Below are 23,437 nucleotides of genomic sequence, written 5' to 3'. Positions count from 1 at the left end.
TGGAGGTGGTCAGGACCCCGCGGAGCGGGGCTGACGGCAGGTGCTCCGGCTCGTCCCGGGGACCGGGACCTACGGTTGCGGGTCAGCGCCGGACTTCGACCGGCTTCCCCTGACGTCCGCCTCAGGGTATCCCAGCCCGGCCGGCGCCCCGGAACGAGCGCCGGCCGGGCGGTGGGAACGGCTCACCCGAGCAGCGGCTCGCCGAGCCACCCACCCTGCTCGAACCCCGGCGGTACGGCGAAGACCGCCGACCCGACCGGGGTCGTCCACTGGTTCAGCAGGTCGAGCTCGTCGAGCCGCTGCTGGATCGGCGTGAACTGCCGGGTCACGTCGGCCTGGTAGGTCGCGAAGATCAGCCCCGAGTCGCTGAGGGCGCCCCCGGTCGGCGCCGCGTCGTAGCTGTAGGGCCGCCGGAGGAAGCGCTGGTGCGGGTCGTCGCTGCGGGCCCGGCGCACGTGCGCGTACGCCCCGATCACGGGCAGCCCGTTGTCTCCGACCGCGTCCAGGTCGACGTCGTCGTGCTCGGCGCCTCCCGTGAGCGGGGCACCGTCGGCCAGCCTGCGCCCGATCACGTCCTCGCGCGCCGGGGCGTCGAGCTCGTCCCAGGTGTCGAGGTTCATCGCGATCCGCCGGACCACCAACGACGTGCCGCCCTCGAGCCACGCCGGCTGGGCTCCGAACCACTCCGCGGAGCGGTCCCCCACCCACACCAGCCCGTCCATCTCGTCGTCGGCGATGGTGTGGGTGCCGTCGACCTGGCCCATCAGGTTGCGCATCGAGGTGCCGGGCGGCGTGGACCCCGGGGCCCGGCGGAACCCGTGCTGGACCCAGCGGACGGTCGTGAACGTCCGCGCCTCCTTCGTCAGGAGCCGGACCGCGTGCGCGACGGTCGTCGGGTCGTCCGCGCACACCTGGAGCAGCACGTCACCACCGTTCCAGCGGTCCTCCAGCCGGTCGACTCCGAACGGCGGCAGCGGCGCGAGCCAGCTCGGCCGCTCGGACTCCAGACGCGCCGCCGTGAACAGTCCCGGGCCGTACCCGAGGGTGATCGTGAGCGCGGCCGGGACCTGGGCGAGCTCCGGCTCGGTGTCGGACAGCCCCGCCCTCCCGGCGCACAGACGACCGATGTCGTCGCTCCAGATCCGCATCAGACGGACCAGCGCGTCCCGGTCCGTCCGGGCGACGAGGTCGAACGCCACGAGCGTCGCGAACCCCTGCGCCGGCGTCGCGATCCCCGCCTGGTGCGCACCGTACGGCGAGACGACCCGCTGTCCCGCTGCGTCTGCGGCGGGAACGTCCGCCGCCGACGCGCGGGCCAGGCCGGCGCCGGCGACCCCGCCGACACCGGCCCCGCCGAGCGCCGCAGCGCCGACCAGCAGCCCGCGGCGGCTGACGCCGCTTCGCCCGGCCCGCCGGTCCGTCTGCTCGGGGTCGCGCTCACTCATGCTCGTGGTCGTGCCCGTCGTCGCCGTGGTCGTGCTCGTACTCCTCCTGGGCGCCGGTGTACGAGCGGACCGGCGCGGTGAAGGTCGTCTGCGAGTCGTCGGCGAACGTCAAGGTCACCTCGACCTCGGCACCCGGCTCGAGCGGCTCGGTCAGCTCCATCAGCATCACGTGGTCGCCGCCCGGCTCGAGCGCGTGGTCCTCCCCCGCCCCGACCGTGAGGCCGCCCTCCATCTCCTGCATCGACATGCCGCCGTCGTCGCTCATCGTGGTCTCGTGCAGCTGGGTCGTGCCGGCGACCTCGGAGTCGGCTCCGGTGATCGTGACGTCGGCGTCGCCGTCGTTCGTCACGATGCCGAAGGCGGCGGTCGCGCCGGAGTCGACGGCCTTCACCCACGGATCCTGGATGCTGACGCTCGAGGCCTGGTCGCCGGCATCAGCAGCCGACGAGTCGTCGCCGCACGCGGCGAGCGCCGTGACGGCGAGCGCGGCGCCGGCCAGGGCCGCGGCGCCACGGCGCAGGCGGACGTGTCCGCGCGTACGGACGGGGGCGGGGGTACCGGGCAGGGTGCGGTTCATGCGGAATCTCCTGAGGAGGGGTATGTGGGAGGGGTGGTGTCGCGACGACGGCGCCTCGTGAGCCAGATCGCGGCGGCGGCCAGAACCGCCACCGTGGCGGCGACGGCGGCCCCGAACGCCCACGGCCCGACGCTGCTGTCGTCGGACGTGCCGTCGATCGCGTCGCCGTCGGCTTCGTCGCCACCGACGTCGGCGCCGGTGGCGGCATCGGGTGACGCGCCCGCGGTGGCGTCCGACGACGGCGTCGCGGACTCCGGCGCCGTCGTCGCGGCCGCCGGTTCGCCCTCGATGGTGAAATCGATCTCGCCGTCGACCGGGTGGCCGTCGGCCGAGACCACGCGATAGCCGATGGTGTAGTCGCCCGGGAGCAGGTCGGACGGACCGGCAGCGAGCAGGGTGTCGCCCTCGACCGTGGGCTCGGGCTTCGCGACGACCGACCCCTCGCCGTCGAGCAGAACCAGCGCCGGGGCGGTATCCATCAGGTCATCGGTGAAGGTCAGGCTGAGGGATCGAGGCGGCTCATCGAGCACCTCGCCGTCGGACGGGGACGAGCTCACCAGGGACGCGTGCGCCGAGGCGCTCGGCAGCGCGATGCTGCTCGAGGCCACGACCAGGACGCTCACCAGGATCGCCCGTCCCGTGCGGGACAGACTCATGTCGGGTGTTCTCCTCGTGGTGCCGCACCCACGTGGGCGCGGCGAACACCCCGCCGAGGGGCGGGGCCGTGCGGACAGGGACGCGCGACGCACGACGCGTCGCCGACGTCACCGCGGCGGAGAACGCCCTCGGCAGACCCGGCGCTCCGGTCCGGGCACCACCTCGGCGGTGCGCGCCAGGACCGGGACGGACCGGCAGGTCCCGGTCGCGCTCGGCGCGTCCAGCAGTCCGGCCGCGCGCAGCCCCAGGTGCTGGGTCAGCGTCCACAGGACCCCCTCGCCGTGCTGGACCAGCACGACCAGGACGAGCGCACCGAGGACGTGCGAGATCGCCATCGGCGCGGCGCGTGTCTGGTCGACCGCACCCGCCGCCGGAGCGAGCATCGCGAGGACGTGCACCGCAGCCTGCGCAACCAGGAAGAGGCCGAGCAGGTCGCGCACCGACCAGCGCCGAGCGCTCAGCCGCCAGCACGCGCCGACCGCGATCGGGCCGGCGGCGAGGAGCGCGAGGTCGGCGGGGGCGGCCCCGCCGGCGGCCAGGTGCGCGCTCAGGGCGGTGGCCCCGATCAGACCAGCGACTGCCACCGAACGGACCGCGCGGACCGGGCCGGCGGTCAGTGCCGCCGGGGTCAGCAGGGCCGCGGTCGGCGGTCCGGAGGCGTCGTCGGGCACCCGCTCACGATAGCCCGCGCCGGTGGTGCGCAAGCGACCCGCCTACGGGAGTCCGGACCGTTGGTGGGGCGGGCCCGGGCCTCAGAGCAGCAGGCTCCACTGCACGGTCGGCTCGGCCACCTGCCACGCCGCCTCCTGGGCCACGTCGGCCTGGAGCCGCACGAGCTCGCCGCCGAGCTCGAGGAACTGGCCGGTCAGCATCGCCTGGTCCGCGGGCGTGACCGCCTGTGCGACGAGCCGGGACCCGGGCTTCAGCGAACCCCGCGCTGCGTCGAGCACGGCCGCGCTCAGGTATCGCGGTCCGACGAAGACGGCGTCCGGCGCATCCAGGGCGACGAGGGCCGCGATCACCGCGTCCTCGTCCGTGGCCTCCTGGAGCTCCAGTGCCGGCACGCCCAGCTCGGTGCCGACGGCGCGGGCCTCGCGCACCTCACCGGCACCGCGCACGAGCGTCACGGCGCGGGCCAGCGGCTCGGCCCGGACCCACTCGACCGCCACGCACCCGGCGCCGGAGCCGACGTCGACCAGCAGGTCGCCCGCGGCCGGTCCCAGGCGGGCGAGAGCCGCCGTACGGAGGTCGCGGGCGAGCGCTCCCGTCGCGTGGGCGTCGTCGGGCAGCCCGGGGACCCGCGACGTGGCCGAGCGCCGGTCGGGATCGGCGACGCACTCGAGGCAGATCACGTTCAGCTCCGGCGAGACGCGGTCCGCCCACGCGTCCGCACGGGCCTCGGTGCGCGACTCGGTGATCGCCCCGAGGTCGCCGAGGACCGTCATCGTGCTGCCGCCGTACCCCCGCTCGCGCAGGAGCGAGGCCACCGACGACGGCGTGCCTCCGTCGCCGGACAGGACGATCAACCGGCGGCCCGGAGCCAGGTGCTGGACCAGGCGCCGGACCTCGTGGTCCTCGAGGGAGACCAGCGAGGTCTGCTCGTACGACCAGCGCATCCGGGCACGCGCCAGCGTCTCCGACGACAGCCCGGGCAGGATCTCGACCGACTCGGCGCCGACCGCGTCGACCAGCAGGCCGCCGATCCCGGCGACCAGCGGGTCGCCGGAGGCCATCACGGCGACCTTCTTGTCCTCGTGCTCGGCGAGGAGCGTGGCGAGCGCGTCCTCCAGCGAGGCGGGCCACTCCACACGCTCCTGCCACCACGCCCAGGGCAGGGTGTCGAGCAGCCGCTTGCCGCCCATCACCACCTCGGCCTCGCGGACGATCTTGCGCGACGACATCGCGAGTCCGTCCCAACCGTCCGCACCGATTCCGACCACCGTGATCCGATGCATGCGCAGACGCTATCGGCTGCGGGGCCCACCGGGAACCCGCACCCGGCCCCAGTCCCGGACGCCGTCCCGCGATCCGGCCACCGGGCGCCGGGGTCGCCCGGTCTGACTACCATCGAAGACCCCGGTACGACGGCGTTCTCGGGCAGACGCACCGAGGAAGGGACACCCATGGCAGGCAGCGCAGGATTCCGGGCGCAGCTCGATGTCGCCGACCGTCGGGTCCTCGTCGTCGGAGCGGGAGCGACCGCGCTGGCCCAGGTCACCGCCCTGCGCGACGCCGACGCGGCCGTCACCGTCGTCGCACCGGACGCCGTCCAGTCCGTCGAGGATCTCGCGCAGCGCGGCGTCGTCACCTGGCACCGCCGCCCGTTCGACGTCACCGACCTCGAGGAGGCCGAGCTGGTCGTTGCCGCGACCGGGCGGACCCAGGTCGACCAGCACGTCGCCGCCGAGGCCCGCAAGCGCGACCGATGGTGCATCACCGCGCGCCGCAGGACCGACCGCGGCGGACGCGACGGTGCCGACGAGCGGGCGTCGCTCGAGCCGGGCTCGGTCACCCTCGTCGGCGGAGGGCCGGGGGACCCCGGCCTGCTCACGGTCTCCGGGCTCGAGGCCCTGCGCTCGGCCGACGTGGTGGTCGTCGACCGGCTCGCGCCGCTCGGCGCTCTCGCGGAGCTCGACGTCGACGTGATCGACGTCGGCAAGATCCCGCGCGGCCGGTTCACCGCGCAGGAGGAGATCAACCGGATCCTCGTGGAGCAGGCGAGGGCCGGACGCCGGGTGGTCCGCCTGAAGGGCGGCGACAACTTCGTCTTCGGACGGGGCGGCGAGGAGGTCGCGGCCTGCGCGGGTGCCGGCATCCCGGTCCGCGTCGTCCCCGGGGTCAGCTCCGCCCTCGCCGGTCCCGCGCTCGCCGGCGTCCCCGTGACGCACCGCGGCCTCAACCAGGGCTTCACGGTGATCTCCGGGCACGTCGCTCCCGGCGACCCTCGCTCGACGATCGACTACGGCGCCCTCGCGCGCTCCGGCACCGACCTCGTGCTGCTGATGGCGGTGGCGAGCCTGCCGGCGATCACCTCCACGCTGGTCGCCGAGGGGCTCGACCCGGCGACTCCCGCCGCGACGATCGCCGACGCGGCTCTGCCGACCCAGCGCGTGGTGCGCGCGGACGTGGCGACGATCGCCGCGCGGATGGCCGAGGAAGGCATCGGCGCTCCCGCGATCACGGTGATCGGCGCCGTCGCGGGGTTCGACCCCGAGGCGTGAGACGCGCCGCGGCCTAGTCTGGAGCGGCACCCGACCCCGACCAGGAGGACCTGTGAGCACCGTGCGCGTGACCCCGCCCGACGACGACGTCCGTACGGAGGCCGCCGCCCGGCTCGCCGGGCTGGCCACCCCCGTGGGGGCGCTGGGGCGGCTCGGCGAGGCGGCGGTCTGGTGGTCGGCCGTCAGCGGGACCTGCCCGGCACCGGCGCCGAGCCGCGTCCGCGCGGTCGTGTTCGCTGGCGACCACGGTGTCGCCTCGTACGGCGTCTCCGCGTACCCGAAGGAGATCACCGCCCTGATGGTGCGGCAGTTCCTCGGAGGCGGGGCCGGGGTCGCGGTGCTCGCGCGTCAGCACGACGTCGCGCTGAAGGTCGTGGACCTCGGCGTCGACGACGACCTCGACGGCGTCCCCGGGGACGTGACCGCGCACAAGGTCCGCCGCGGTTCCGAGCCCCTCCACCTGCGCGACGCGATCACCGCCGACGAGGCCGTACGCGCGCTCGCGGCCGGCCGTACGATCGCCGACGCGGAGATCGCTGCGGGTGCCGACCTCCTGATCGCCGGCGACATGGGGATCGGCAACACCACGCCGAGCGCCGCGCTGATCGCCGCGAGCCTCGGGCTGCCGGCGCGGGACGTCGTCGGCCGGGGATCGGGCGTCGGCGACACCGCTCTGGCGGCGAAGGAGGCGCTGGTCGACGAGGCGCTGGCACGGGTCGGGTCGCGGGTGGAGGACCCGACCCAGCGGCTGGCCGCCCTCGGTTCGGCCGATCTCGCGGCCCAGGTCGGCTTCCTGGTCCGTGCGGCCGAGCGCGGTGTCCCGGTGCTGCTGGACGGGGTGATCTCGGTAGCCTGCGCGCTCGTCGCCGACGACCTGGCGCCCGGTGCTGCCGCGTGGTTCGCGGGCGGCCACCGCTCGACCGAGCCGGCCCAGGCGCTCGCGCTGTCGAAGCTCGGGATCGAGCCCTTGCTCGACCTCGGGATGCGGCTCGGCGAGGGATCCGGCGCGGTCGCCGCCGTACCGGTGCTGCGCGCCGCAGCGGCGCTGCTGGGCGAAGTGTCGCTGCTGGAGGACGTGCTGGCGGCCGGGTCCGACGGTTCGGCGGCAGCACCCGACCACGATGGCTGAGTCCCCCTCGGCGGGCTCCCGCTCGCCGCTGGTCGACGGGTTGCTGCTCGCCGCCGGGACGCTGTCGGTGTTCCGGGTCCCCGCCCCGAGCCGCGTGGACCGGCGCCGTGCAGGGATCGCGATGGCGGTGACCCCGGTCGCCGCGCTCCCCCTCGCGGTCGTCGTGGGCGGGGTGCTGCTGCTGGCGCACGCGCTCGACGTGCCGCGTCTGCTCTCGGGCGCGATCGCCGTCGGCGCGCTCGCGCTCGCGACCCGCGCGATCCACCTCGACGGTCTCGCGGACACCGCCGACGGTCTGACGGCACCGTACGAGCCCGCCCGGCGGATCGAGATCATGCGGGCCGGTGATCTGGGTCCCGCGGGGGCGGCGACGCTCTTCCTCGTGCTGCTGCTCCAGGCGGGCGCGCTCGACGTGCTGGCGGGGGTCGAGCTCGGCTGGCTCGCGGCCGGCGTCGCGGTCTGCGTCTCGCGCGCAGCGACCGTGCTGGTCTGCATGCGGCCGGTGCCTGCGGCGACTCCGACCGGGCTCGGCGCGAGCGTCGCCGGGACCGTCCCCGTCGGGACTGCCGTGAGCGTGCTGATGCTGATGACCGCCGCCCTGTGCGGTGCGCTGCTGCTGACTCCGATCGACTGGTGGCGGGGCCTGCTCGCCGTGGCGATCATGATCGTTGCCGTCGGGCTGCTCGTCCGGCGGTGCGTCACGGTGCTCGGCGGGATCACCGGCGACGTGATCGGCGCCTCGATCGAGGTCGCGACGGTCGCGGTGCTGTTCACGATCACGGCGTGACGCGAGCGATCCGCGGCCGTGCGGCCCGGGCGCCTCACCCGCGGCGGTGCGATCCTGGACGCATGTCGGAGCAGCCCCGCAACATCGGCGAGGCGCTGGAGTCCGTCGAGGGCTTCTGGCAGCCGCACCGCCTGGTCAGCATCAACGACTACGACGTCAAGGTCGTGAGGATCCACGGTGAGTTCGTCTGGCACACCCACCCGGACACCGACGAGCTCTTCCTCGTCCGGTCGGGTTGCCTGACGATCCAGCTGCGCGACCACGACGTCGAGCTGGGCCCCGAGGACGTCTACGTCGTCCCCGCCGGGGTGGAGCACTGCCCGAAGGCCGAGGGCGAGGTCGAGGCGCTGCTGTTCGAGCCGAAGGGGACGGTCAACACCGGCGACGCCGGAGGCGCGATGACGTCCCCGCTCCGCGAGCTCTGAGGCCTCCCTCGCGAGTCACCCGCGGCGCGGTCGCGAGTCACCCGCGGCGCGGTCGCCGGTCAGAGGTAGAGGACGCGACCCGCAACGACGAGCGCGACCTCGTCGGAGACCTCCGCGAACCGCTGGTTGAGCAGACCGAGGACGTCGCGGAACACCCGACCCGACCGGTGGTCGGGCACGACTCCGAACCCGACCTCGTTCGTCACCGCCACGCTCAGGTGGGTCCGCGAGGCCCAGGCCTCGGTCAGGGTGTCGATCCGCTTGCCGAGCTCCGGTCGCCACTGCGCGTCGGGCTCGTCCCACGCCTCCAGCTCGTCCAGCGTCGCCGTCACCCAGGTGCCGAGACAGTCGACGATCACCGGCGTCTCCACGCCGCGCAGCGCCCCGGCGACGTCGGCGGTCTCGACCGTCTGCCAGGTCGCGGGCCGTCGTGCCTGGTGCTCGCGGACCCGCGCCAGCCACTCGGGGTCGGACTCGTCCGGCATCGGGCCCGGCGCCACGTACGCCACGTCCGGCTCGTCGGCGAAGACCGACTCCGCGTACCTCGACTTGCCCGACCGCACCCCGCCGGTCACCAGCACCTTGCGCCCCATGTCGTGCCCCTCTCGCCCCTGGAGGAATCCGATGCGGGCAGCGTCGCACGCCACCGCCCCGTTCGCACCCCCCGGCGTCCACCATGCGGTCACCTCGCGGTCACCCGGTGGTCACGTCGCGGTCGTCCACCGGTCATCCGTGGCGACGCAGCAGGGACGTGTCCATCACCCAGCCGTGCTCGGTCCGCAGCGCCTGGCGGGCGTCCGCGATCCGCGGGGCGACGTCCCTCAAGGGCCCGGCGAGGAGCAGCTCACCGTCGGTCCCGAGGTTGCCGCCCCACCACACGTCCCACTCCCCCGGCAGGTCCACGGGCGGCGCGTCGGCGGCCAGGACGACGACGAGGTTGTCGTGCCCGGCGTCGGCGTGATCGCGCAGCCGCCGCATCGTCGTGATCGTGAGCGCTGAGCCGACCTGGTTCAGGACCAGCCCGTGCCGGGCCGCGAGGAGGGAGACCGCGCTCACCCCCGGGACCACCCCGACGACCGGCGCGACCAGGCCCCGCGCCGCGATCCGGTCGAGGATCCGCAGCGTCGAGTCGTACAGCGCGGGGTCGCCCCATACGAGGAACCCGGCGACGGTTCCCTCCGGGAGACCGGCCAGCACCTCCTCGTACGCCTCGGCGCGGGCGTCGTGCCAGTCGGTCACCGCCCGGTCGTAGGCCGCGGCGTCGGCCGCGACCGCGCGACCGCGGTCGCGCTCGGGGTCCGCGACGTCGACCACCTCGTACGGACCGGTCCGGTGGTGGACCAGGATCGCCTCGCGCAGACGCCGAAGGTCCGCCGACGCCGCGCCCTTGTCCGCGACCACGAAGACGTCGACCGCGTTCAACGCCGCGACCGCCTCGACGGTGAGCTGGTCCACGCCGCCAGGGCCGATCCCGACCACGCGGACGTCGACCCGCCGCCGCGCAGCGCCGGCCCCCGCACTCACCCCCGGTCCTCCAGGTCGCCCTCGACGTCGAGGTAGACCTGCTGCATCTGCGCGACCACGTCGGGGTCGGGCTCCGCCCACAGCCCACGGTCGGCGGCCTCGGACAGCCGCTCCACGATCCCGCGCAGCGCCCAGGGGTTCGCGCGGCGCATGAACTCCTGGTTCGCCTTGTCCAGCACGTACTCGCGCGCCAGCGCCTCGTACTGCCAGTCCGCCACGACCCCGGTCGTCGCGTCGTACCCGAACAGGTAGTCCACCGTCGCCGCCAGCTCGAACGCGCCCTTGTAGCCGTGCCGCTGCATCGCGGCGATCCAGCGGGGGTTCACCACCCGGGAGCGGAACACGCGGTTCGTCTCCTGCTCCAGCGTCCGGGTACGGACCGCGTCCGGCGTGGTCGAGTCCCCGACGTACGCCTCGGGCGCGGCGCCGGTCAGCGCGCGGACCGTGGCGACCATCCCGCCGTGGTACTGGAAGTAGTCGTCGGAGTCGGCGATGTCGTGCTCGCGGGTGTCGGTGTTCTTCGCCGCCACGGCGATCCGGCGGTACGCGGTGCGCATGTCGTCGTTCGCCGCACGCCCCTCCAGCCCGCGGCCGTACGCGTACCCGCCCCACGTCGTGTAGACCTCGGCGAGATCGGCGTCGTCGCGCCATGTCCCGGACTCGATCAGCGGCAGGATCCCCGCGCCGTACGCGCCGGGGGCGGAGCCGAAGATCCGCGTCGTCGCGCGCCTCTCGTCACCGTGCTCGGCGAGGTCGGCACGGGCGTGGGCGCGGACGAAGTTCTGGTCGTCCGGCTCGTCCAGCTCCGCGACGAGGCGTACGGCGTCGTCCAGCATCGCGACCACGTGCGGGAACGCGTCGCGGAAGAAGCCGGAGATCCGCACCGTCACGTCGATCCGCGGCCGTCCGAGCTCGGCGAGGTCGACCGGCTCCAGCGCGGTGACGCGTCGCGAGGCCTCGTCCCAGGTGGGGCGGACCCCGAGCAGCGCCAGCACCTCGCCGACGTCGTCGCCGGACGTGCGCATCGCCGACGTGCCCCACACCGACAGCCCGACGGACCGCGGGTGCTCGCCGTGGTCGGCGACGTACGTCGAGATCAGCGAGTCGGCCATCCGCACGCCCGTCTCGTACGCGAGGCGGCTCGGCACGGCCTTCGGGTCCACGGTGTAGAAGTTGCGCCCGGTCGGGAGCACGTTGACGAGGCCGCGCAGGGGAGAGCCGGACGGACCCGCGGGGACGTACCCGCCGTCGAGCGCGTGCAGGACAGCCCCGATCTCGTCGGTGGTGCGAGCCAGGCGGGGGACGACCTCGGTGGCGGCGAAGGTCAGGACCTCGGCGACGGCGTCTCGATCCTCGCTCCGCTCGGCCTCGACGACCGGGAGGGAGCCGCTCCGCTCGGCCTCGACGACCGGGAGGGAGGCGTCGTTCCGCTGGTCGAGGCGCGAGCGGAGCGAGTGATCGAGACCCTCGAGCACCGCCGGCACCGCCGTCGGGTCCCAGCCCGCGTCCTCCATCGCCTCGACCAGCGCCCGCGCCCGGGCCTCGATCGCGTCGGTCGTCCGCGCGTCGGCGTCCTCGGTCAGCCCGAGCGCGCTGCGAAGCCCGGGTACGGCGTGGCTCCGCCCGCTCCACACCTGCGCCGCCCGCAGGATCGACAGCACCAGATCCACCCGTACTGCTCCCGTCGGCGCCGCGCCGAGGACGTGCAGGCCGTCGCGGATCTGGGCGTCCTTCACCTCGCAGAGCCACCCGTCGACGTGGAGCAGGAAGTCGTCGAACTCCTCGTCGCCCGGCCGCTCCTCGAGCCCGAGGTCACGGTGCATCTGCGCCGCGGTCATCAGGGTCCAGATCTCCGCACGGAGGGCGGGGACCTTCGCAGGATCCATCGCGGCGACGTTCGCGTACTCGTCGAGCAGCTGCTCGAGCTTCGCGATGTCACCGTACGACTCGGCGCGCGCCATCGGCGGGATCAGGTGATCGACGATCGTCGCGTGCGCGCGGCGCTTCGCCTGCGCTCCCTCCCCGGGGTCGTTGACCAGGAACGGGTAGACCAGCGGCATCGATCCGATCGCGGCGTCGGTCGCACAGGCCGCCGACAGCGCCGCGTTCTTGCCGGGCAGCCACTCCATCGAGCCGTGCTTGCCGAGGTGCACGACCGCGTGCGCGCCGAACCCACCGACGTCCGGGCCGTTCTCCAGCCAGCGGTACGCCGCCAGGTAGTGGTGGCTCGGCGGCATGTCCGGGTCGTGGTAGATCGCGACCGGGTTCTCTCCGAACCCACGGGGCGGCTGGATCAGCAGCACGAGGTTCCCGGCGCGCAGCGTCGCGAGCACGATCTCGTCGTCCTGGTTGACGAACAGCCGGCCCGGCGGCGGTCCCCAGGTCCGCTCGACGTCCTCGCGCAGTGCGGGGTCGAGCGTCGCGAACCACGCGGCGTACCGCGCCGCCGGGATCCTGACGTGGCTCGCCGTGAGGTGCGCGTCGGTCAGCCACTCCTCGTCCTGACCGCCGGCGTCGATCAGGGCGTGGATCAGCGCGTTGCCGGCCGTAGTGTCCGGGTCCTCGCCGTCGACGCGATCGACCGCGTCGAGGCCCGGGATCACACCCGTCGGGCCCAGGTCGTACCCGGCCTCGCGCATCGCGCGCAGCAGGCGGACGGCGCTGACCGGGGTGTCCAGACCGACGGCGTTCCCGATCCGCGCGTGCTTCGTGGGGTACGCCGAGAGCACCATCGCGATCCGCCGGTCGGCCGGGGCGGTGTGGCGGAGCCGGGCGTGCGCGACGGCCGTGCGGGCGAGGCGGTCGCACCGCTCGGGGTCCGTGACGTAGCGCGGGAGCCCAGTCGGGTCGTCCGGGTCGACCTCCTTGAACGAGAACGGGACCGTGATGATCCGGCCGTCGAACTCGGGGATCGCGATCTGGTTCGCCGAGTCGAGCGGTGAGACGCCGTCGTCGGACCCAGCCCACTCCTCGCGCGACCACGTCAGGCACAGCCCCTGCAGGATCGGGATGTCGAGACCGGCGAGAGCGGCGACGTCCCACGCCTCGTCGTCACCGCCGGCGCTCGCGTTCGCGGGGCGCGTCCCGCCCGCGGCGAGGACGGTCACGACCAGCGCGTCGAGGGTGCCGAGCGCCGCGATCAGGTCCTGCGGCGGGTTGCGCAACGACGACGTGTGGAGCGGGAGACCGACGGCGTCGCCGGTCGCGTCGATCGCGTCGGCGAGGTCGTGGGCGAAGCGGTCGTTGCCCGCGTGCGCGTGGGCGCGGTAGACGAGGATGCCGACGCGGTAGGGCTCTCGGTCGCTCGCATCGAGACCGCTGGTGGAGGCCGAGGTCTCGACAGGCTCGACCGACGGGTCGCGCTCGGCCGACCCGTCCCGCTCCAGCCAGCCCCAGGTCGGCAGCGCCTCCGGGGGCTCGAACCCGACCCCGGTCAGCAGAACCGTGTCGGACAGGAATCCGTGCAGCTGCGCGAGATTCGCCGGGCCGCCGTGCGCCAGGTACGCGTGTGCCTGCGCCGCCACACCGACGGGGACCGTCGACAGCTCCATCAGCGCCGCATCCGGACTCTGCTCACCGCCCAGCACGACGACAGGCCGCCCCGTCGCCCGCAGCAGCGCGAGCCCGTCGGCCCACGTCCGCGACGTCCCGAGGATCCGGACGATCACGAGATCCGCATCGGCGACCAGCGGCTCCACCTCGGTCGCGACGTCCAGCCGCGACGGGTTCGCCAGCACGTACGGGGCGTCGCTCGCGCGAGCCGCGAGCAGGTCGGTGTCGGAGGTGGACAGCAGCGCGATCCGCGTCATCGATGCTCCTTCGCAGGGTTCTCGCCCTGTCTCGATCGGATCCACCGCGATCAGTGTCTGGCTGCCGGCCGTACGGCCGGGTCACAGTGGCGGAACCGCCCCGGAGTTGCGCCGGGTTCCTGGGTCCGCGGTGGGAGGTGCGCGCTCAGACTACGGGACGGCACGACCGTCCGGACGTACGACTCGGTCCGGCCCGGCCCGGCGCGCAGCTCATCGGCGCGGAATCGTACGTCCGCGCGGTCGTCCGGCCGTCAATGCCCGGGCACACGCAGCACCGTGACCGCGAAGTCGGCGGCCGGGTCGTACGGCACCAGGTCCCACGTCGCGAACCGCTGCTCGAGCGCGAGTCCGACACCTTCCGCATCGGCCGCGAGCTGAGCCGGACCGTACGGCCGGTCGGTGCGGAAGCCGAGCACGATCCGTCCACCCGGTCGGACGTGGGCTGCGAGGCGCTCGAGGACGGCCCGCTCGGAGTTCGGCGCGACGAACACCATCACGTTGCCGGCGACGACCGCGAGGTCGAACGGCTCGGCGTCACCGAGGTCGAGCGTCGCGAGATCACCGACCACCCAGTCCGGGCCGGGGTGGTCCTCGCGCGCCGCCGCGATCAGCTCGGGGTCGACGTCGACGCCGACGACGTCGTGCCCGCGCTCGTGCAGCGCACCGCCGACGCGTCCCGGCCCGCACCCGGCGTCGAGGATGCGCGACTGCGGCGGCACGAGCGCATCGACCAGCCGCGCCTCGCCCTCGAGGTCGGCGCCGTCGCGCGCCATCGCCCGGAACCGCTCGATGTACCACTGCGCGTGGCCGTCGCCGGTATCGGTGAACCAGCGGGGAGTGCCCGGCGAAGTGCTCGTCATGTCTCCATCGTGCCTGGTGAGCGTCGCGGGTGGGACTTCTGGTTCGAGCACGGTCCCGAGGTCTCGGCGGACTTCCTGGCCGACCGCGAGCAGCCCGAGCCGCAGGAGCACGGCTGGTGATCACGCACCTGCTCGACACCGACGAAGTGATCGAGGCGCGGCGCTGACGAGCCGAGGCACGCAGATCGGTGCGTACGGCGTCCTGGTCGCGGGCCACGCGCGCAGCCTCTCCCTGGTCGTGGTCACCGGCAACACCCGCGAGTTCCGGCGCGTCCCGGGTGTGCGGACCGAGTGCTGGCGCCGGTGACGGCCAGCCCCCTGGCGCTGCGAGGCCCAGGCGGGTAGAACTCGTTCATGGCGTCCCCCCGGTCCCGCAGCGCCGCGATGCTCGCGGTGGGGGCCGGGGTGTGGATGCTGATCGACGTCGTTCGGGTCTGGACCCCGTCGTTGATCACGATCTTCGGCCAGGCCGCCGAGACCCCTCCCGAGCTGATGGGAGCGTACGCGCTGGGCTGCGCGGTGGTCGCCGTGCTCCTCGCCTCCATCACCCGCAGCCGTCCGCCGGTGTGGGCCCTCGCCCTCGCCCTGCTCGGGCTCTGCCGGATCGGGCTGCAGGCCACCGACGGCGGTCGCCCCCAGCTGCTCGTCGCCTCGCTCGGCGTCGCGTTCGGTCTGTGGTGGTTGGGCACGGTGGCGGTGCGTCACGGCGACGTCCTGGTGGCCGGTGTGACCGCCGGGATCGCGCTGTCGGTCGTGACGCACGCCGGGCTCGGGACCTGGGGTGCGGTCTGGCGGGGTGACCCGTGGGGGTGGCTCCTGCTCGGAGTCCAGGTCGGGCTCGCGGCAGGCTGCGCACAGGCCGCACGCGGCGGCCCCGCCGTACGGGCGAGCGCGCGGGTGGCCTGCCTGCTGATGCCGGGGCTGTTCCTGGCCGGGATCGTGCTCGCGGACGCCGCCCGCGCATCCGTGGCCGCGGACTGGGTCGGCCTGGCCACGGTGGCGCTGAGCTCGGTCGTCGCCGTCGGCGTCAGCACCGTAGCGGCCTCGCGGACGTCCGCGTGGATCGCAGCGGCCGTCCTCGTGGGGTCGGTCGCTCTCGGGATGCTCGCGACCGCCGAGGTCGACGCGATCAGCGGGTCGCTCCCGCCGTGGAGCCTGCCCGCGTACCTGCTCGGGATGCCGGCCCTGGCGCACCTGTGGGTCGCGGCCTCCGGAGGTGCGCGCGCCACGGCGACCACCGCGACGTACGGCGGGCTGATCTGGGTCGCGCTGATCTTCGGCTACTACGCCGGCTACGACCTCGGGTACACCGCCCCCTGGCTGGTGGTCCTGGCCGCCCTCGTGCTCGGGATCGTCGCTGCCACCGGACCCGACGCCGACGGCTCGACGCCTGTGACCGCGGCGGGCTCGCTCGTCGTGCTCGCCTCCGCAGCCGCGATCGCGGTCATCGTCGCGCTGGCCGGGCCGGCCGCGACCGTACGCCCGCTCGACGGCGTCGACGCTCGCGCCGACGCGAAGTCCGCAGGCGACGTCCTGCCGGGAGACGTGCGCGTGGCGGCGTACAACGTCCGGATGGGGTACGGCATGGACGGGACGTTCCGCCCGGACCTGGTCGCCGCCGACCTCGCCGACACCGACGTCGCGCTGCTGAGCGAGGTCGACCGGGCGTGGCTGCTGAACGGCGGCCAGGACCAGCTCGCGATCCTCGCACGGCTGCTCGACCGCGACGCCGTGTTCTCGCCGGCCGCAGACCCGGTCTGGGGTGATGCGGTGATCACGACCCTGCCCGTCGCTGCGGTCGAGCGGACGCCGCTCCCGTCGTACGGCGCGGTGACCGGAGCGCAGGCCCTGTCCGTGCGGGTGCGCGGCACCGACACCGACCTCTGGATGATCTCGACCCACCTCCAGCCGAACGACGACGGCGTCGACGAGCAGGCCGGCGACCTCGCGACACTCGCTCAGGAGCGGATCGCCGACGGCATCCCCGTCGTGCTCGGCGGGGACCTCAACACCGAGCCGGACTCCGCGGCGTTCGCGGAGCTGACCGACGGCCCGCTGCGCGACGCGCTCCGCCGGTCCGACCCGCCGACCTCACCGGCCGACGATCCACAGCGCCGGATCGACCACCTGCTCGCGACCCGCAGCCTGAAGGTCCGTGACCCGCAGGCCGGGACGTCGCAAGCCTCGGACCATCTGCCGGTCTACGTCCGGGTCCAGCTGCGCAACGCGGGCTGAGACGGTCTTGCGCAGGGAGCGGTGATCGGCGCTCCGAGCGGGCCGTGCCACGATGCCGCCATGGACCGGACCCGCGTCGACCGCTGCCCGGGGGTGCTGCGTCCGTGGCCGGCCGACGACGGTGCTCTCGTCCGGCTGCGACTCCCCGGCGGACGGATCACGCCGGACCAGCTGCGGCTCGTCGCCGACCTCGCCGATGCGTACGGCGTCGGCCGTCTGTCGCTGACGTCGCGCGCGAACCTCCAGCTCCGCAGCGTCGCCGTCGGCCCGGACGGCCGACCGGTGGAGGCCTTCACCGCCGCGCTCGAGCGGGCGCACCTGCTGCCCTCGCGCGCCCACGACCTCGTCCGCAACCTGGCCTGCTCGCCGCTGACCGGCCGGGTCGGCGGCGCGGTCGACCTGCGCCCCGTCCTCGCCGCTCTCGACGCGGCGCTGCTCGCCGACGAGCGGCTGGCCGGGCTGCCCGGGAAGTTCCTGCTCGCGCTCGACGACGGCTCGTACGACGTGGCGGGCGACGGCGTCGACCTGGCGGCGATCGCGACGGGCGGCTCGGGCGGAGGTGCGCGGCTCGTGGCCGGCGAGCACGACACCGGCGTCGTGGCGTGGCCCGACGCCGTCCCGGCCCTCATCGACCTCGCCCATGCGTTCCTCGACGCGGCCGGCACCGGCCCGTCCGCCCCCTGGCACGTGCGCGAGCTCCCCCACCCCCTCCGACCCCGACCGCGATTCGTCGAGTCGGGGCCGGATTCACCCGGCGGATTCGCGCCGCAACTCGACACGTCGGGGACGGGGCAGGTGTGGGCGAGGGCGGGGGTGCTGGCGCAGCGGGACGGGCGGTACGCGCACGTGATCAAGGCGCCGGAGGGCGTGGTGACGGCGGACGCGGCTCGTACGATCGCCGCGAGCGCGGTGGCCGAGGTGATCGTCACGCCGGCCCGCACCGTCGTCCTGCCCGACCTGCCGACCGAACGACCGGAGATCCGCCTGTGAGCACGACCCCAGTCCCGGACCGTCCGACCCGCCGGTACGGCTACGTCGGCGGCGGCGACGACATCTACCGCGCGTCGTTCGCGACGATCCGCGACGAGGCCGACCTGTCCGCGATCCCGGCCGACGCGGAGAAGGTCGCCGTCCGGATGATCCACGCCTGCGGCCAGACCGATCTCGCACGCGACCTCGCGATCCACCCGGACCTGGTCGGCGCCGCCCGTACGGCCCTGGCCGCCGGTGCACCGATCCTCACCGACGCGCACATGGTCGCGAGCGGCGTCACCCGGGCCCGGCTGCCCCGCGACAACGAGGTCGTCTGCACCCTGAAGGACGCGCGGGTGCCTGACCTCGCCCGCGCCTGGGGTACGACACGGTCCGCGGCCGCGGTCTCGCTCTGGGCTGACCGGCTCGAGGAGGCGGTGGTCGCGATCGGCAACGCGCCGACGGCACTGTTCCACCTGCTCGAGCTGCTCGCCGACGGCGCACCTCGGCCGGCCGCGATCGTCGGCGTCCCGGTCGGGTTCGTGGGTGCGGCCGAGTCGAAGGAGGCGCTCGTGGCGTACGCACCGACGGTCCCGTACCTCGTGGTGCACGGGCGCCGGGGCGGATCCGCGATGGCGTCGGCGGCGCTCAACGCGCTGGCCGCCGAGCGCGAGCTCACCGTGGTCCGCGAGGGCGACGCGTGACCGGCCGGCTGTACGGCGTCGGACTCGGCCCGGGCGACCCCGAGCTCGTCACGCTCAAGGCGGCCCGGCTGATCGCCGCCGCGGACGTGATCGCGTACCACCAGGGTCGCGGCAAGCGCTCGAACGCCCGCCGGATCGCCGACGATCTGATCCCACCGGATGCCCACGAAGAGGTGCTCGAGTACCCGGTCACGACCGGGACCACCGACCACCCGGGCGGGTACGCGGGGGCGATGACGGACTTCTACGCCGACTGCGAGGCTCGCGTGGCCGCGCACCTCGACGCGGGTCGCGACGTGGTCGTGCTCGCGGAGGGCGACCCCCTGTTCTACGGGTCGTTCATGTACCTGCACGACCGGCTGTCCGGACGGTACGAGAGCCAGATCGTGCCCGGCGTCCCGGCGTTCGCGGCGGCGAGCGCCACCGCGGCGGCCCCGCTCGTGCGCCAGACCGACGTGCTCACCGTGCTCCCGGGCACCCTCGACGAGGCCGAGCTCGCCCGCCGGCTCGCCGACACCGACGGAGCCATCATCATGAAGCTCGGGCGCCGGTTCCCTGCCGTGCGGTCCGCGCTCGCGCAGGCCGGGAGGCTCGACGACGCCGTGTACGTCGAGCGCGCATCGATGGACTCCCAGCGCCTGCTCCCGGTCGCCGAGGTCGATCCGGACTCAGTCCCGTACTTCTCGATCGTCCTGGTGCCCGGCGACAGCTCGCCGTCGCGGCGACGCTACGAGGAGGGCGGGGTCTCGATCGCCGGCTCGTCCCTCGCCGACGCCTCGACCAGCGATGGGAACCCGTCGGCCGAGGCCGAGCGCAGCGAGGATCGAGACCCCGTACCGACCCTCCACGTCGTCGGGCTCGGACCGGGACCGGACGCGTGGCTGACCCCCGAGGCCTCCGAGGTCCTCGCTGCGGTCGACCACGTCGTGGGCTACGGCCCGTACGTCAGCCGGGTCCCGCAGCGCGCCGGACTGCAGCGGCACGCGTCCGGGAACACCGTCGAGATCGACCGGGCCCGGTTCGCGCTCGATCTCGCGCTCGAGGGAGAGCGGGTCGCGGTCGTCTCGGGCGGCGACGCGGGAGTCTTCGGGATGGCGTCGGCGGTGTTCGAGGCGCTCGACGTGGCCGTGGCGGGCGACCCTGCGTACGCCCGCCTCGATGTGCGGGTGGTCCCCGGCATGACGGCCGTGCAGGCGGTCGCCGCCCGCGCGGGCGCGCCCCTCGGGGCGGACTTCGCCGTCCTCAGCCTGTCGGACCGGCTCAAGCCGTGGACGGTGATCGAGGACCGGCTGCGCGCGATCGCGCGCGCCGACCTCGTCCTCGGGATCTACAACCCGCGGTCGCGCTCGCGCACGACGCAGGTCGCTGACGCCAAGCGGGTGCTGCTGTCCGAGCGGGATCCGGCCACCGTCGTGGTCGTCGGGCGCGACGTCGGCCGCGCGGAGGAGTCGCTGACCGTCACCACGCTCGGCGGGCTCGACCCCGAGTCGATCGACATGAAGTGCCTGATCCTCGTCGGTGCCTCGTCGACGCGGATCGGCGCCGGCGGGGCGGCGTGGACCCCGCGGTTCGTCCCGGAGCGGGACTGACGTCCGTCAGGTGCGCGCGCCGTCGGCGAGCACGCCGTTCAGCGTGACTCCGACCCCGGCTCGGTCAGCCACGCCACGACCACGTCGCCGATCATCGCGCGGTTGCGTGCCGACACCTCCGGGGCCGACATGTCGTAGTCGAAGAGGTAGCCGAAGGTGTGGTTGTTCGCGACCTGGAAGACGCAGAAGGCGCTGATCACCATGTGCACGTCGATCGCGGTGACGTCTCCGCGGAACTCCCCCGCGGCCTTCCCTCGCGCGAGCAGGTCCTCCAGCACGGTGACGGCCGGGGTCCCGAGCTCGTTCAGGCTCTCGATCTTGCGCAGGAACCGGCCGTGGTGGATGTTCTCGATCGCGACGAGACGGATGAAGTCCGGGTGCTGCAGGTGGTGGTCGAAGGTGAGCTCGGCGAGCCGACGGACGGCTTCGTGGGGGCTCATCGTCTCGAGGTCGAGGGTGGTCTCGACCTGCCGGATCCCGAGGTAGGCACGCTCGAGGACGGCGAGGTACAGCCCTTCCTTGCTGCCGAAGTAGTAGTAGAGCATCCGCTTCGTCGTGGAGGTGCGCGCCGCGATCTCGTCGACCCGCGCTCCGGCCAGCCCTGCCTCGGCGAACACCTCGCCGGCCACGTCCAGGACCTCCGCGCGCGTCCGCTCGGCATCGCGCGTGCGCGCCACAGGAGTCTGCTCCGCCATGACCGAACCCTATCGGGACGGGCAGCGGGGGCTGACACCGGTAACGTACGTACCGTATAGTTACTTAACCGACGAGAGGGAGTCCATGCGAACATCGATCGCGACCGTGTGCCTGAGCGGCGCGCTCGACCGCAAGCTCCATGCTGCTGCGGATGCCGGGTTCGACGGCGTCGAGATCTTCGAGCCGGACCTCGTGGTCTCCCAGCACAGCCCCGAGGAGATCGCGGCCCTCGCCGACCGCCTCGGGCTCGCGCTCGACCTCTACCAGCCGTTCCGGGACGCCGAAGGCGTCGACGACGCCTCCTTCGGTGACGTCGTGCGGCGAGCGCGCGCGAAGTTCGCCCTGATGAACCGCATGGGCATCGACACGATGCTCGTCTGCAGCAACGTCGCCACAGCGACCCGCGACAGCGACGACGTCTCGGCTCGCCAGCTCGCCGCCCTCGGCGACGTCGCCGGCGAGCACGGGATCCGGCTCGCGTACGAGGCGCTCGCCTGGGGCCGGTTCGTCGACGACTACCGTCACGCGTGGCGGATCGTGGAGCGGGCCGACCACCCGCAGGTGGGCGTGTGCCTCGACAGCTTCCACATCCTGTCCCGCGGCCACGACCCCGCCGGGATCGAGCAGATCCCCGGCGACAAGATCTTCTTCCTCCAGCTCGCCGACGCCCCCGTGCTGACGATGGACGTGCTGTCGTGGAGCCGCCACCACCGATTGTTCCCGGGCGAGGGCGGCTTCGACCTCCCGGCGTTCCTCGGGCACGTCCTCCGCGCGGGGTACGAGGGCCCGATCTCGCTGGAGGTCTTCAACGACACCTTCCGCCAGACCGATCCCGAACGCACCGCACTCCAGGCCCGTCGCTCCCTGCGCTGGCTCGAGGACCACGCGGCCGCCGCCGGCGTCGGCGCGGGGATGGAGCCGTTGCCCGACGTCCAGCATCCGACCGCGTTCGGGTTCGTCGAGGTCAAGGGAGAGGACACCTCACCGGTCGAGGCGCTGCTCGGCCAGCTGGGCTTCACGTTCCGCGGTCGGCACCGCACCAAGCCGGTGCGCCTCTGGAGCGCCGGCGACGCGTACGTCGTGTGCAACGAGCAGCACGCCCGCGACTCGGCTCCGTCCCTGGCAGCACTCGGGTTCGACGTCACCGACCCGCGCGCCGGGGAGCGCCGCGCCGAGGCCCTGGCCGCCCCGACGCGATTCCGCCAGGCGTACGCGGGCGAGCAGGAGCTGCCCACCTTCGCTGCTCCCGACGGGACCGAGATCATGCTGTCCGCGGCGACCGGATCCGGCCGGGAGCCGGGGTGGGTCGACGAGTTCGAGGGCGGATCCCCACCCCCGGGGTCGACGATCCTCGGTGTGGACCACGTGAACCTGGTCCAGCCCTGGCAGCACTACGACGAGGCGGCCTTGTTCTACGAGAGCGTGCTCGCGCTGCACGCTCAGCCCGCCCAGGAGGTGGCGGGGCCGGCCGGTCTCGTGCTCAGCCGGGTGATGCGGACGGCCGACGGTGCGGTCCGGCTCGCGCTCAACCTGCTCCCCGCAGGGCTGGCCGCCGGCGCCGGGCTCCCCCAGCACGTCGCGTTCGCGACCAGCGACGTCCGGGCCGCCGTCGAGCACGGGCGGCGTCACGGGCTACGGGTGCTCGACGTCCCCGACAACTACTACGAGGACCTCACCGCCCGCTTCGACCTCGACCCCGACTTCGTCACGTCGCTGCGCTCGCTGGACCTGCTCTACGACCGTGATGCCGACGGCGAGTTCCTGCACTGCTACACGCGCACCATCGGGGACGTGTTCTTCGAGCTGGTCGAGCGTCGCCAGGCCTACGACGGCTTCGGCGCGCCGAACGCACCGGTGCGGCTCGCGGCACAGACGGTGGTCGCGTGACGGGCGCGGTCCAGGCGACGGAGCGCGGCGCGGAGGGCTACCTGATGGGGCTCCTCGGGCACGGCGTCACGGCCTCCCTCACCCCGGCCCTGCACCGCCTCGAGGCCGACCGGCAAGGTCTGCGCTACGTGTACCGGCCGGTGGAGATGCCGGCACAGGCACCGACGGGTGACGCGTTGAAGGGCCTGCTCGACTCCGCGCGCGTGCTCGGGTTCGACGCGCTGAACGTGACCCACCCCCTGAAGCGGGCTGTCGTCGCCCACCTCGACGAGCTCGAGCCGGCGACGCGGCGGCTGAACGCCGTGAACACCGTCCTGATCCAAGACGGCCGGCTGGTCGGCCACAACACCGACCTGACCGGTTTCACCACCGCCGTACGCGAGCACCTGACCGCCGACCCCCTCGGCCACGTGCTCGTCGTCGGCGCGGGTGGCGCGGGCTCGGCCGTCGCGGAGGCGGCGGCCGGGCTCGGCGCAAGCCCGCTCGTCGTGGTGGACGCCGAGGACCGACGCGCACAGGACCTCGCTGCGGACCTGTCCGCGCGACACCCCGGCGTGGACGTCCGCCCAGCCTCGTACGCCGACCTCCCGGACGCGCTCCGCGACGCCGACGGGATCGTGCACTGCACCCCGACCGGGATGGCACACCACCCGGGTGTCCCGTTCGACGTGGATCTCCTCGAGCCGTCGCAGTGGGTCGCCGACATCGTCTACCGTCCGCTCGAGACCGAGCTGCTCGTGCGTGCCCGCGAACGCGGGTGCCAGGTGCTGCACGGCGGCTACATGGCGGTCTACCAGGCCAGCCACACGTTCACGCTCGTGACCGGCCGGGTGCCGGACCACAGGCTCATGCTGGGCGACCTGGACGAGCTCGTCGCCCGCTCAGCCCCCTGAGCGTCCCGTACGGCATCGCCCCGCCGC

The 23,437-nt window shown here is 74.0% G+C and carries 21 protein-coding genes and 1 pseudogene; 12 read left to right on the top strand and 10 right to left on the bottom strand.

Annotated features, from left to right (window positions below; translation table 11 throughout):
* Window positions 1-182: 182 nt before the first annotated feature.
* The 5 genes from CLV56_RS11425 to cbiE all read right to left on the bottom strand — a co-directional run bounded on the left by CLV56_RS11425 (window position 183) and on the right by cbiE (window position 4,634).
* A complete protein-coding gene (locus tag CLV56_RS11425; protein ID WP_100414847.1) occupies window positions 183-1,445 on the bottom strand; it encodes a Dyp-type peroxidase in 1,263 nt (420 codons plus the stop codon).
* Complete coding sequence (locus CLV56_RS11420) at window positions 1,438-2,022, bottom strand: copper chaperone PCu(A)C (RefSeq protein ID WP_100414846.1); 585 nt, start codon at window positions 2,020-2,022, stop codon at window positions 1,438-1,440. Before CLV56_RS11420 ends, CLV56_RS11425 begins: the two co-directional genes overlap by 8 nt.
* Entirely contained in the window at window positions 2,019-2,678 is a 660-nt protein-coding gene (locus CLV56_RS11415; RefSeq protein WP_100414845.1) for a copper resistance CopC family protein, read from the bottom strand. The genes CLV56_RS11420 and CLV56_RS11415 overlap by 4 nt, the downstream gene beginning before the upstream one ends.
* 108 nt (window positions 2,679-2,786) lie before the next feature.
* A complete protein-coding gene (locus CLV56_RS11410) occupies window positions 2,787-3,383 on the bottom strand; it encodes a hypothetical protein (protein WP_039339968.1) in 597 nt (198 codons plus the stop codon).
* A gap of 48 nt (window positions 3,384-3,431) precedes the next feature.
* Window positions 3,432-4,634 (bottom strand): precorrin-6y C5,15-methyltransferase (decarboxylating) subunit CbiE, encoded by a 1,203-nt coding sequence (gene cbiE, locus CLV56_RS11405; protein ID WP_039339972.1) that lies wholly within the window; start codon window positions 4,632-4,634, stop codon window positions 3,432-3,434.
* Here cbiE and CLV56_RS21405 point away from each other — a divergent pair.
* The 5 genes and pseudogenes from CLV56_RS21405 to CLV56_RS11385 all read left to right on the top strand — a co-directional run.
* Window positions 4,629-5,108 (top strand): annotated as a pseudogene (locus CLV56_RS21405) (precorrin-2 dehydrogenase/sirohydrochlorin ferrochelatase family protein); the annotation flags it as partial. The gene cbiE and the pseudogene CLV56_RS21405 overlap by 6 nt on opposite strands.
* Before the next feature lie 3 nt (window positions 5,109-5,111).
* Window positions 5,112-5,900: a uroporphyrinogen-III C-methyltransferase gene (cobA, locus tag CLV56_RS11400; RefSeq protein WP_245857894.1), complete on the top strand. Its 789-nt coding sequence runs from the start codon at window positions 5,112-5,114 to the stop codon at window positions 5,898-5,900.
* A 52-nt stretch (window positions 5,901-5,952) separates the two neighbouring features.
* The gene (gene cobT / locus CLV56_RS11395; protein WP_245857773.1) at window positions 5,953-7,029 is read left to right on the top strand and encodes a nicotinate-nucleotide--dimethylbenzimidazole phosphoribosyltransferase; all 1,077 of its coding nucleotides are present in this window, start codon (window positions 5,953-5,955) and stop codon (window positions 7,027-7,029) included.
* Window positions 7,022-7,816, top strand: a complete 795-nt coding sequence (locus tag CLV56_RS11390; RefSeq protein ID WP_100414843.1) for an adenosylcobinamide-GDP ribazoletransferase — start codon at window positions 7,022-7,024, stop codon at window positions 7,814-7,816. Before cobT ends, CLV56_RS11390 begins: the two co-directional genes overlap by 8 nt.
* Window positions 7,817-7,878: 62 nt before the next feature.
* A complete protein-coding gene (locus tag CLV56_RS11385; protein ID WP_100414842.1) occupies window positions 7,879-8,241 on the top strand; it encodes a cupin domain-containing protein in 363 nt (120 codons plus the stop codon).
* 59 nt (window positions 8,242-8,300) lie between these two features.
* Here CLV56_RS11385 and CLV56_RS11380 read toward each other — a convergent pair whose 3' ends face one another.
* From CLV56_RS11380 to CLV56_RS11365, 4 genes are all read right to left on the bottom strand, one after another.
* Entirely contained in the window at window positions 8,301-8,834 is a 534-nt protein-coding gene (locus CLV56_RS11380) for a bifunctional adenosylcobinamide kinase/adenosylcobinamide-phosphate guanylyltransferase (RefSeq protein WP_039339976.1), read from the bottom strand.
* A gap of 133 nt (window positions 8,835-8,967) precedes the next feature.
* On the bottom strand, window positions 8,968-9,765 hold the full coding sequence (gene cobF / locus CLV56_RS11375) for a precorrin-6A synthase (deacetylating) (protein WP_039339978.1): 798 nt from the start codon (window positions 9,763-9,765) through the stop codon (window positions 8,968-8,970).
* Window positions 9,762-13,574, bottom strand: coding sequence for a cobaltochelatase subunit CobN (gene cobN, locus CLV56_RS11370; RefSeq protein WP_039339980.1), 3,813 nt, complete (start codon window positions 13,572-13,574; stop codon window positions 9,762-9,764). The genes cobF and cobN overlap by 4 nt, the downstream gene beginning before the upstream one ends.
* Before the next feature lie 251 nt (window positions 13,575-13,825).
* Window positions 13,826-14,434, bottom strand: a complete 609-nt coding sequence (locus CLV56_RS11365) for a class I SAM-dependent methyltransferase (RefSeq protein ID WP_039339982.1) — start codon at window positions 14,432-14,434, stop codon at window positions 13,826-13,828.
* 9 nt (window positions 14,435-14,443) lie between these two features.
* Between CLV56_RS11365 and CLV56_RS21475 the strand changes: the two genes are divergently transcribed.
* The 5 genes from CLV56_RS21475 to CLV56_RS11345 all read left to right on the top strand — a co-directional run bounded on the left by CLV56_RS21475 (window position 14,444) and on the right by CLV56_RS11345 (window position 19,934).
* Entirely contained in the window at window positions 14,444-14,554 is a 111-nt protein-coding gene (locus CLV56_RS21475) for an AbrB/MazE/SpoVT family DNA-binding domain-containing protein (protein ID WP_483869445.1), read from the top strand.
* A gap of 234 nt (window positions 14,555-14,788) precedes the next feature.
* Window positions 14,789-16,669 (top strand): endonuclease/exonuclease/phosphatase family protein, encoded by a 1,881-nt coding sequence (locus CLV56_RS11360; RefSeq protein ID WP_039339984.1) that lies wholly within the window; start codon window positions 14,789-14,791, stop codon window positions 16,667-16,669.
* A 60-nt stretch (window positions 16,670-16,729) separates the two neighbouring features.
* Window positions 16,730-17,659 (top strand): hypothetical protein, encoded by a 930-nt coding sequence (locus CLV56_RS11355; protein ID WP_039339985.1) that lies wholly within the window; start codon window positions 16,730-16,732, stop codon window positions 17,657-17,659.
* The gene (locus tag CLV56_RS11350) at window positions 17,656-18,345 is read left to right on the top strand and encodes a precorrin-8X methylmutase (protein WP_039339987.1); all 690 of its coding nucleotides are present in this window, start codon (window positions 17,656-17,658) and stop codon (window positions 18,343-18,345) included. Before CLV56_RS11355 ends, CLV56_RS11350 begins: the two co-directional genes overlap by 4 nt.
* Window positions 18,342-19,934: a precorrin-2 C(20)-methyltransferase gene (locus CLV56_RS11345; RefSeq protein WP_039339988.1), complete on the top strand. Its 1,593-nt coding sequence runs from the start codon at window positions 18,342-18,344 to the stop codon at window positions 19,932-19,934. The genes CLV56_RS11350 and CLV56_RS11345 overlap by 4 nt, the downstream gene beginning before the upstream one ends.
* 38 nt (window positions 19,935-19,972) lie before the next feature.
* On the opposite strand, the gene CLV56_RS11340 is transcribed toward CLV56_RS11345, so the two are convergent.
* Complete coding sequence (locus tag CLV56_RS11340) at window positions 19,973-20,629, bottom strand: TetR/AcrR family transcriptional regulator (RefSeq protein ID WP_039339990.1); 657 nt, start codon at window positions 20,627-20,629, stop codon at window positions 19,973-19,975.
* A gap of 85 nt (window positions 20,630-20,714) precedes the next feature.
* On the opposite strand from CLV56_RS11340, the gene CLV56_RS11335 reads away from it, so the two are divergent.
* The gene (locus CLV56_RS11335) at window positions 20,715-22,517 is read left to right on the top strand and encodes a bifunctional sugar phosphate isomerase/epimerase/4-hydroxyphenylpyruvate dioxygenase family protein (protein ID WP_039339992.1); all 1,803 of its coding nucleotides are present in this window, start codon (window positions 20,715-20,717) and stop codon (window positions 22,515-22,517) included.
* A complete protein-coding gene (locus CLV56_RS11330; RefSeq protein ID WP_211288047.1) occupies window positions 22,514-23,410 on the top strand; it encodes a shikimate dehydrogenase in 897 nt (298 codons plus the stop codon). Before CLV56_RS11335 ends, CLV56_RS11330 begins: the two co-directional genes overlap by 4 nt.
* Window positions 23,411-23,437: the final 27 nt, after the last annotated feature.

Origin of the sequence: Mumia flava (assembly GCF_002797495.1) — a bacterium.
Taxonomy (GTDB): domain Bacteria; phylum Actinomycetota; class Actinomycetes; order Propionibacteriales; family Nocardioidaceae; genus Mumia; species Mumia flava.
Note: the sequence above shows the minus strand (reverse complement) of the source record. Positions and strands in the feature narration are given on the sequence as shown.

Bases quoted from the DNA above. Each gene is read 5' to 3' on its own strand.
- cbiE (WP_039339972.1), bottom strand. From the start codon at position 4,634: ATGCATCGGATCACGGTGGTCGGAATCGGTGCGGACGGTTGGGACGGA.
- CLV56_RS11390 (WP_100414843.1), top strand. From the start codon at position 7,022: ATGGCTGAGTCCCCCTCGGCGGGCTCCCGCTCGCCGCTGGTCGACGGG.
- CLV56_RS11425 (WP_100414847.1), bottom strand. From the start codon at position 1,445: ATGAGTGAGCGCGACCCCGAGCAGACGGACCGGCGGGCCGGGCGAAGC.
- cobN (WP_039339980.1), bottom strand. From the start codon at position 13,574: ATGACGCGGATCGCGCTGCTGTCCACCTCCGACACCGACCTGCTCGCG.
- CLV56_RS11360 (WP_039339984.1), top strand. From the start codon at position 14,789: ATGGCGTCCCCCCGGTCCCGCAGCGCCGCGATGCTCGCGGTGGGGGCC.
- CLV56_RS11380 (WP_039339976.1), bottom strand. From the start codon at position 8,834: ATGGGGCGCAAGGTGCTGGTGACCGGCGGGGTGCGGTCGGGCAAGTCG.
- CLV56_RS11420 (WP_100414846.1), bottom strand. From the start codon at position 2,022: ATGAACCGCACCCTGCCCGGTACCCCCGCCCCCGTCCGTACGCGCGGA.
- CLV56_RS11365 (WP_039339982.1), bottom strand. From the start codon at position 14,434: ATGACGAGCACTTCGCCGGGCACTCCCCGCTGGTTCACCGATACCGGC.
- CLV56_RS11415 (WP_100414845.1), bottom strand. From the start codon at position 2,678: ATGAGTCTGTCCCGCACGGGACGGGCGATCCTGGTGAGCGTCCTGGTC.
- CLV56_RS11340 (WP_039339990.1), bottom strand. From the start codon at position 20,629: ATGGCGGAGCAGACTCCTGTGGCGCGCACGCGCGATGCCGAGCGGACG.
- CLV56_RS11355 (WP_039339985.1), top strand. From the start codon at position 16,730: ATGGACCGGACCCGCGTCGACCGCTGCCCGGGGGTGCTGCGTCCGTGG.
- CLV56_RS11335 (WP_039339992.1), top strand. From the start codon at position 20,715: ATGCGAACATCGATCGCGACCGTGTGCCTGAGCGGCGCGCTCGACCGC.
- CLV56_RS11385 (WP_100414842.1), top strand. From the start codon at position 7,879: ATGTCGGAGCAGCCCCGCAACATCGGCGAGGCGCTGGAGTCCGTCGAG.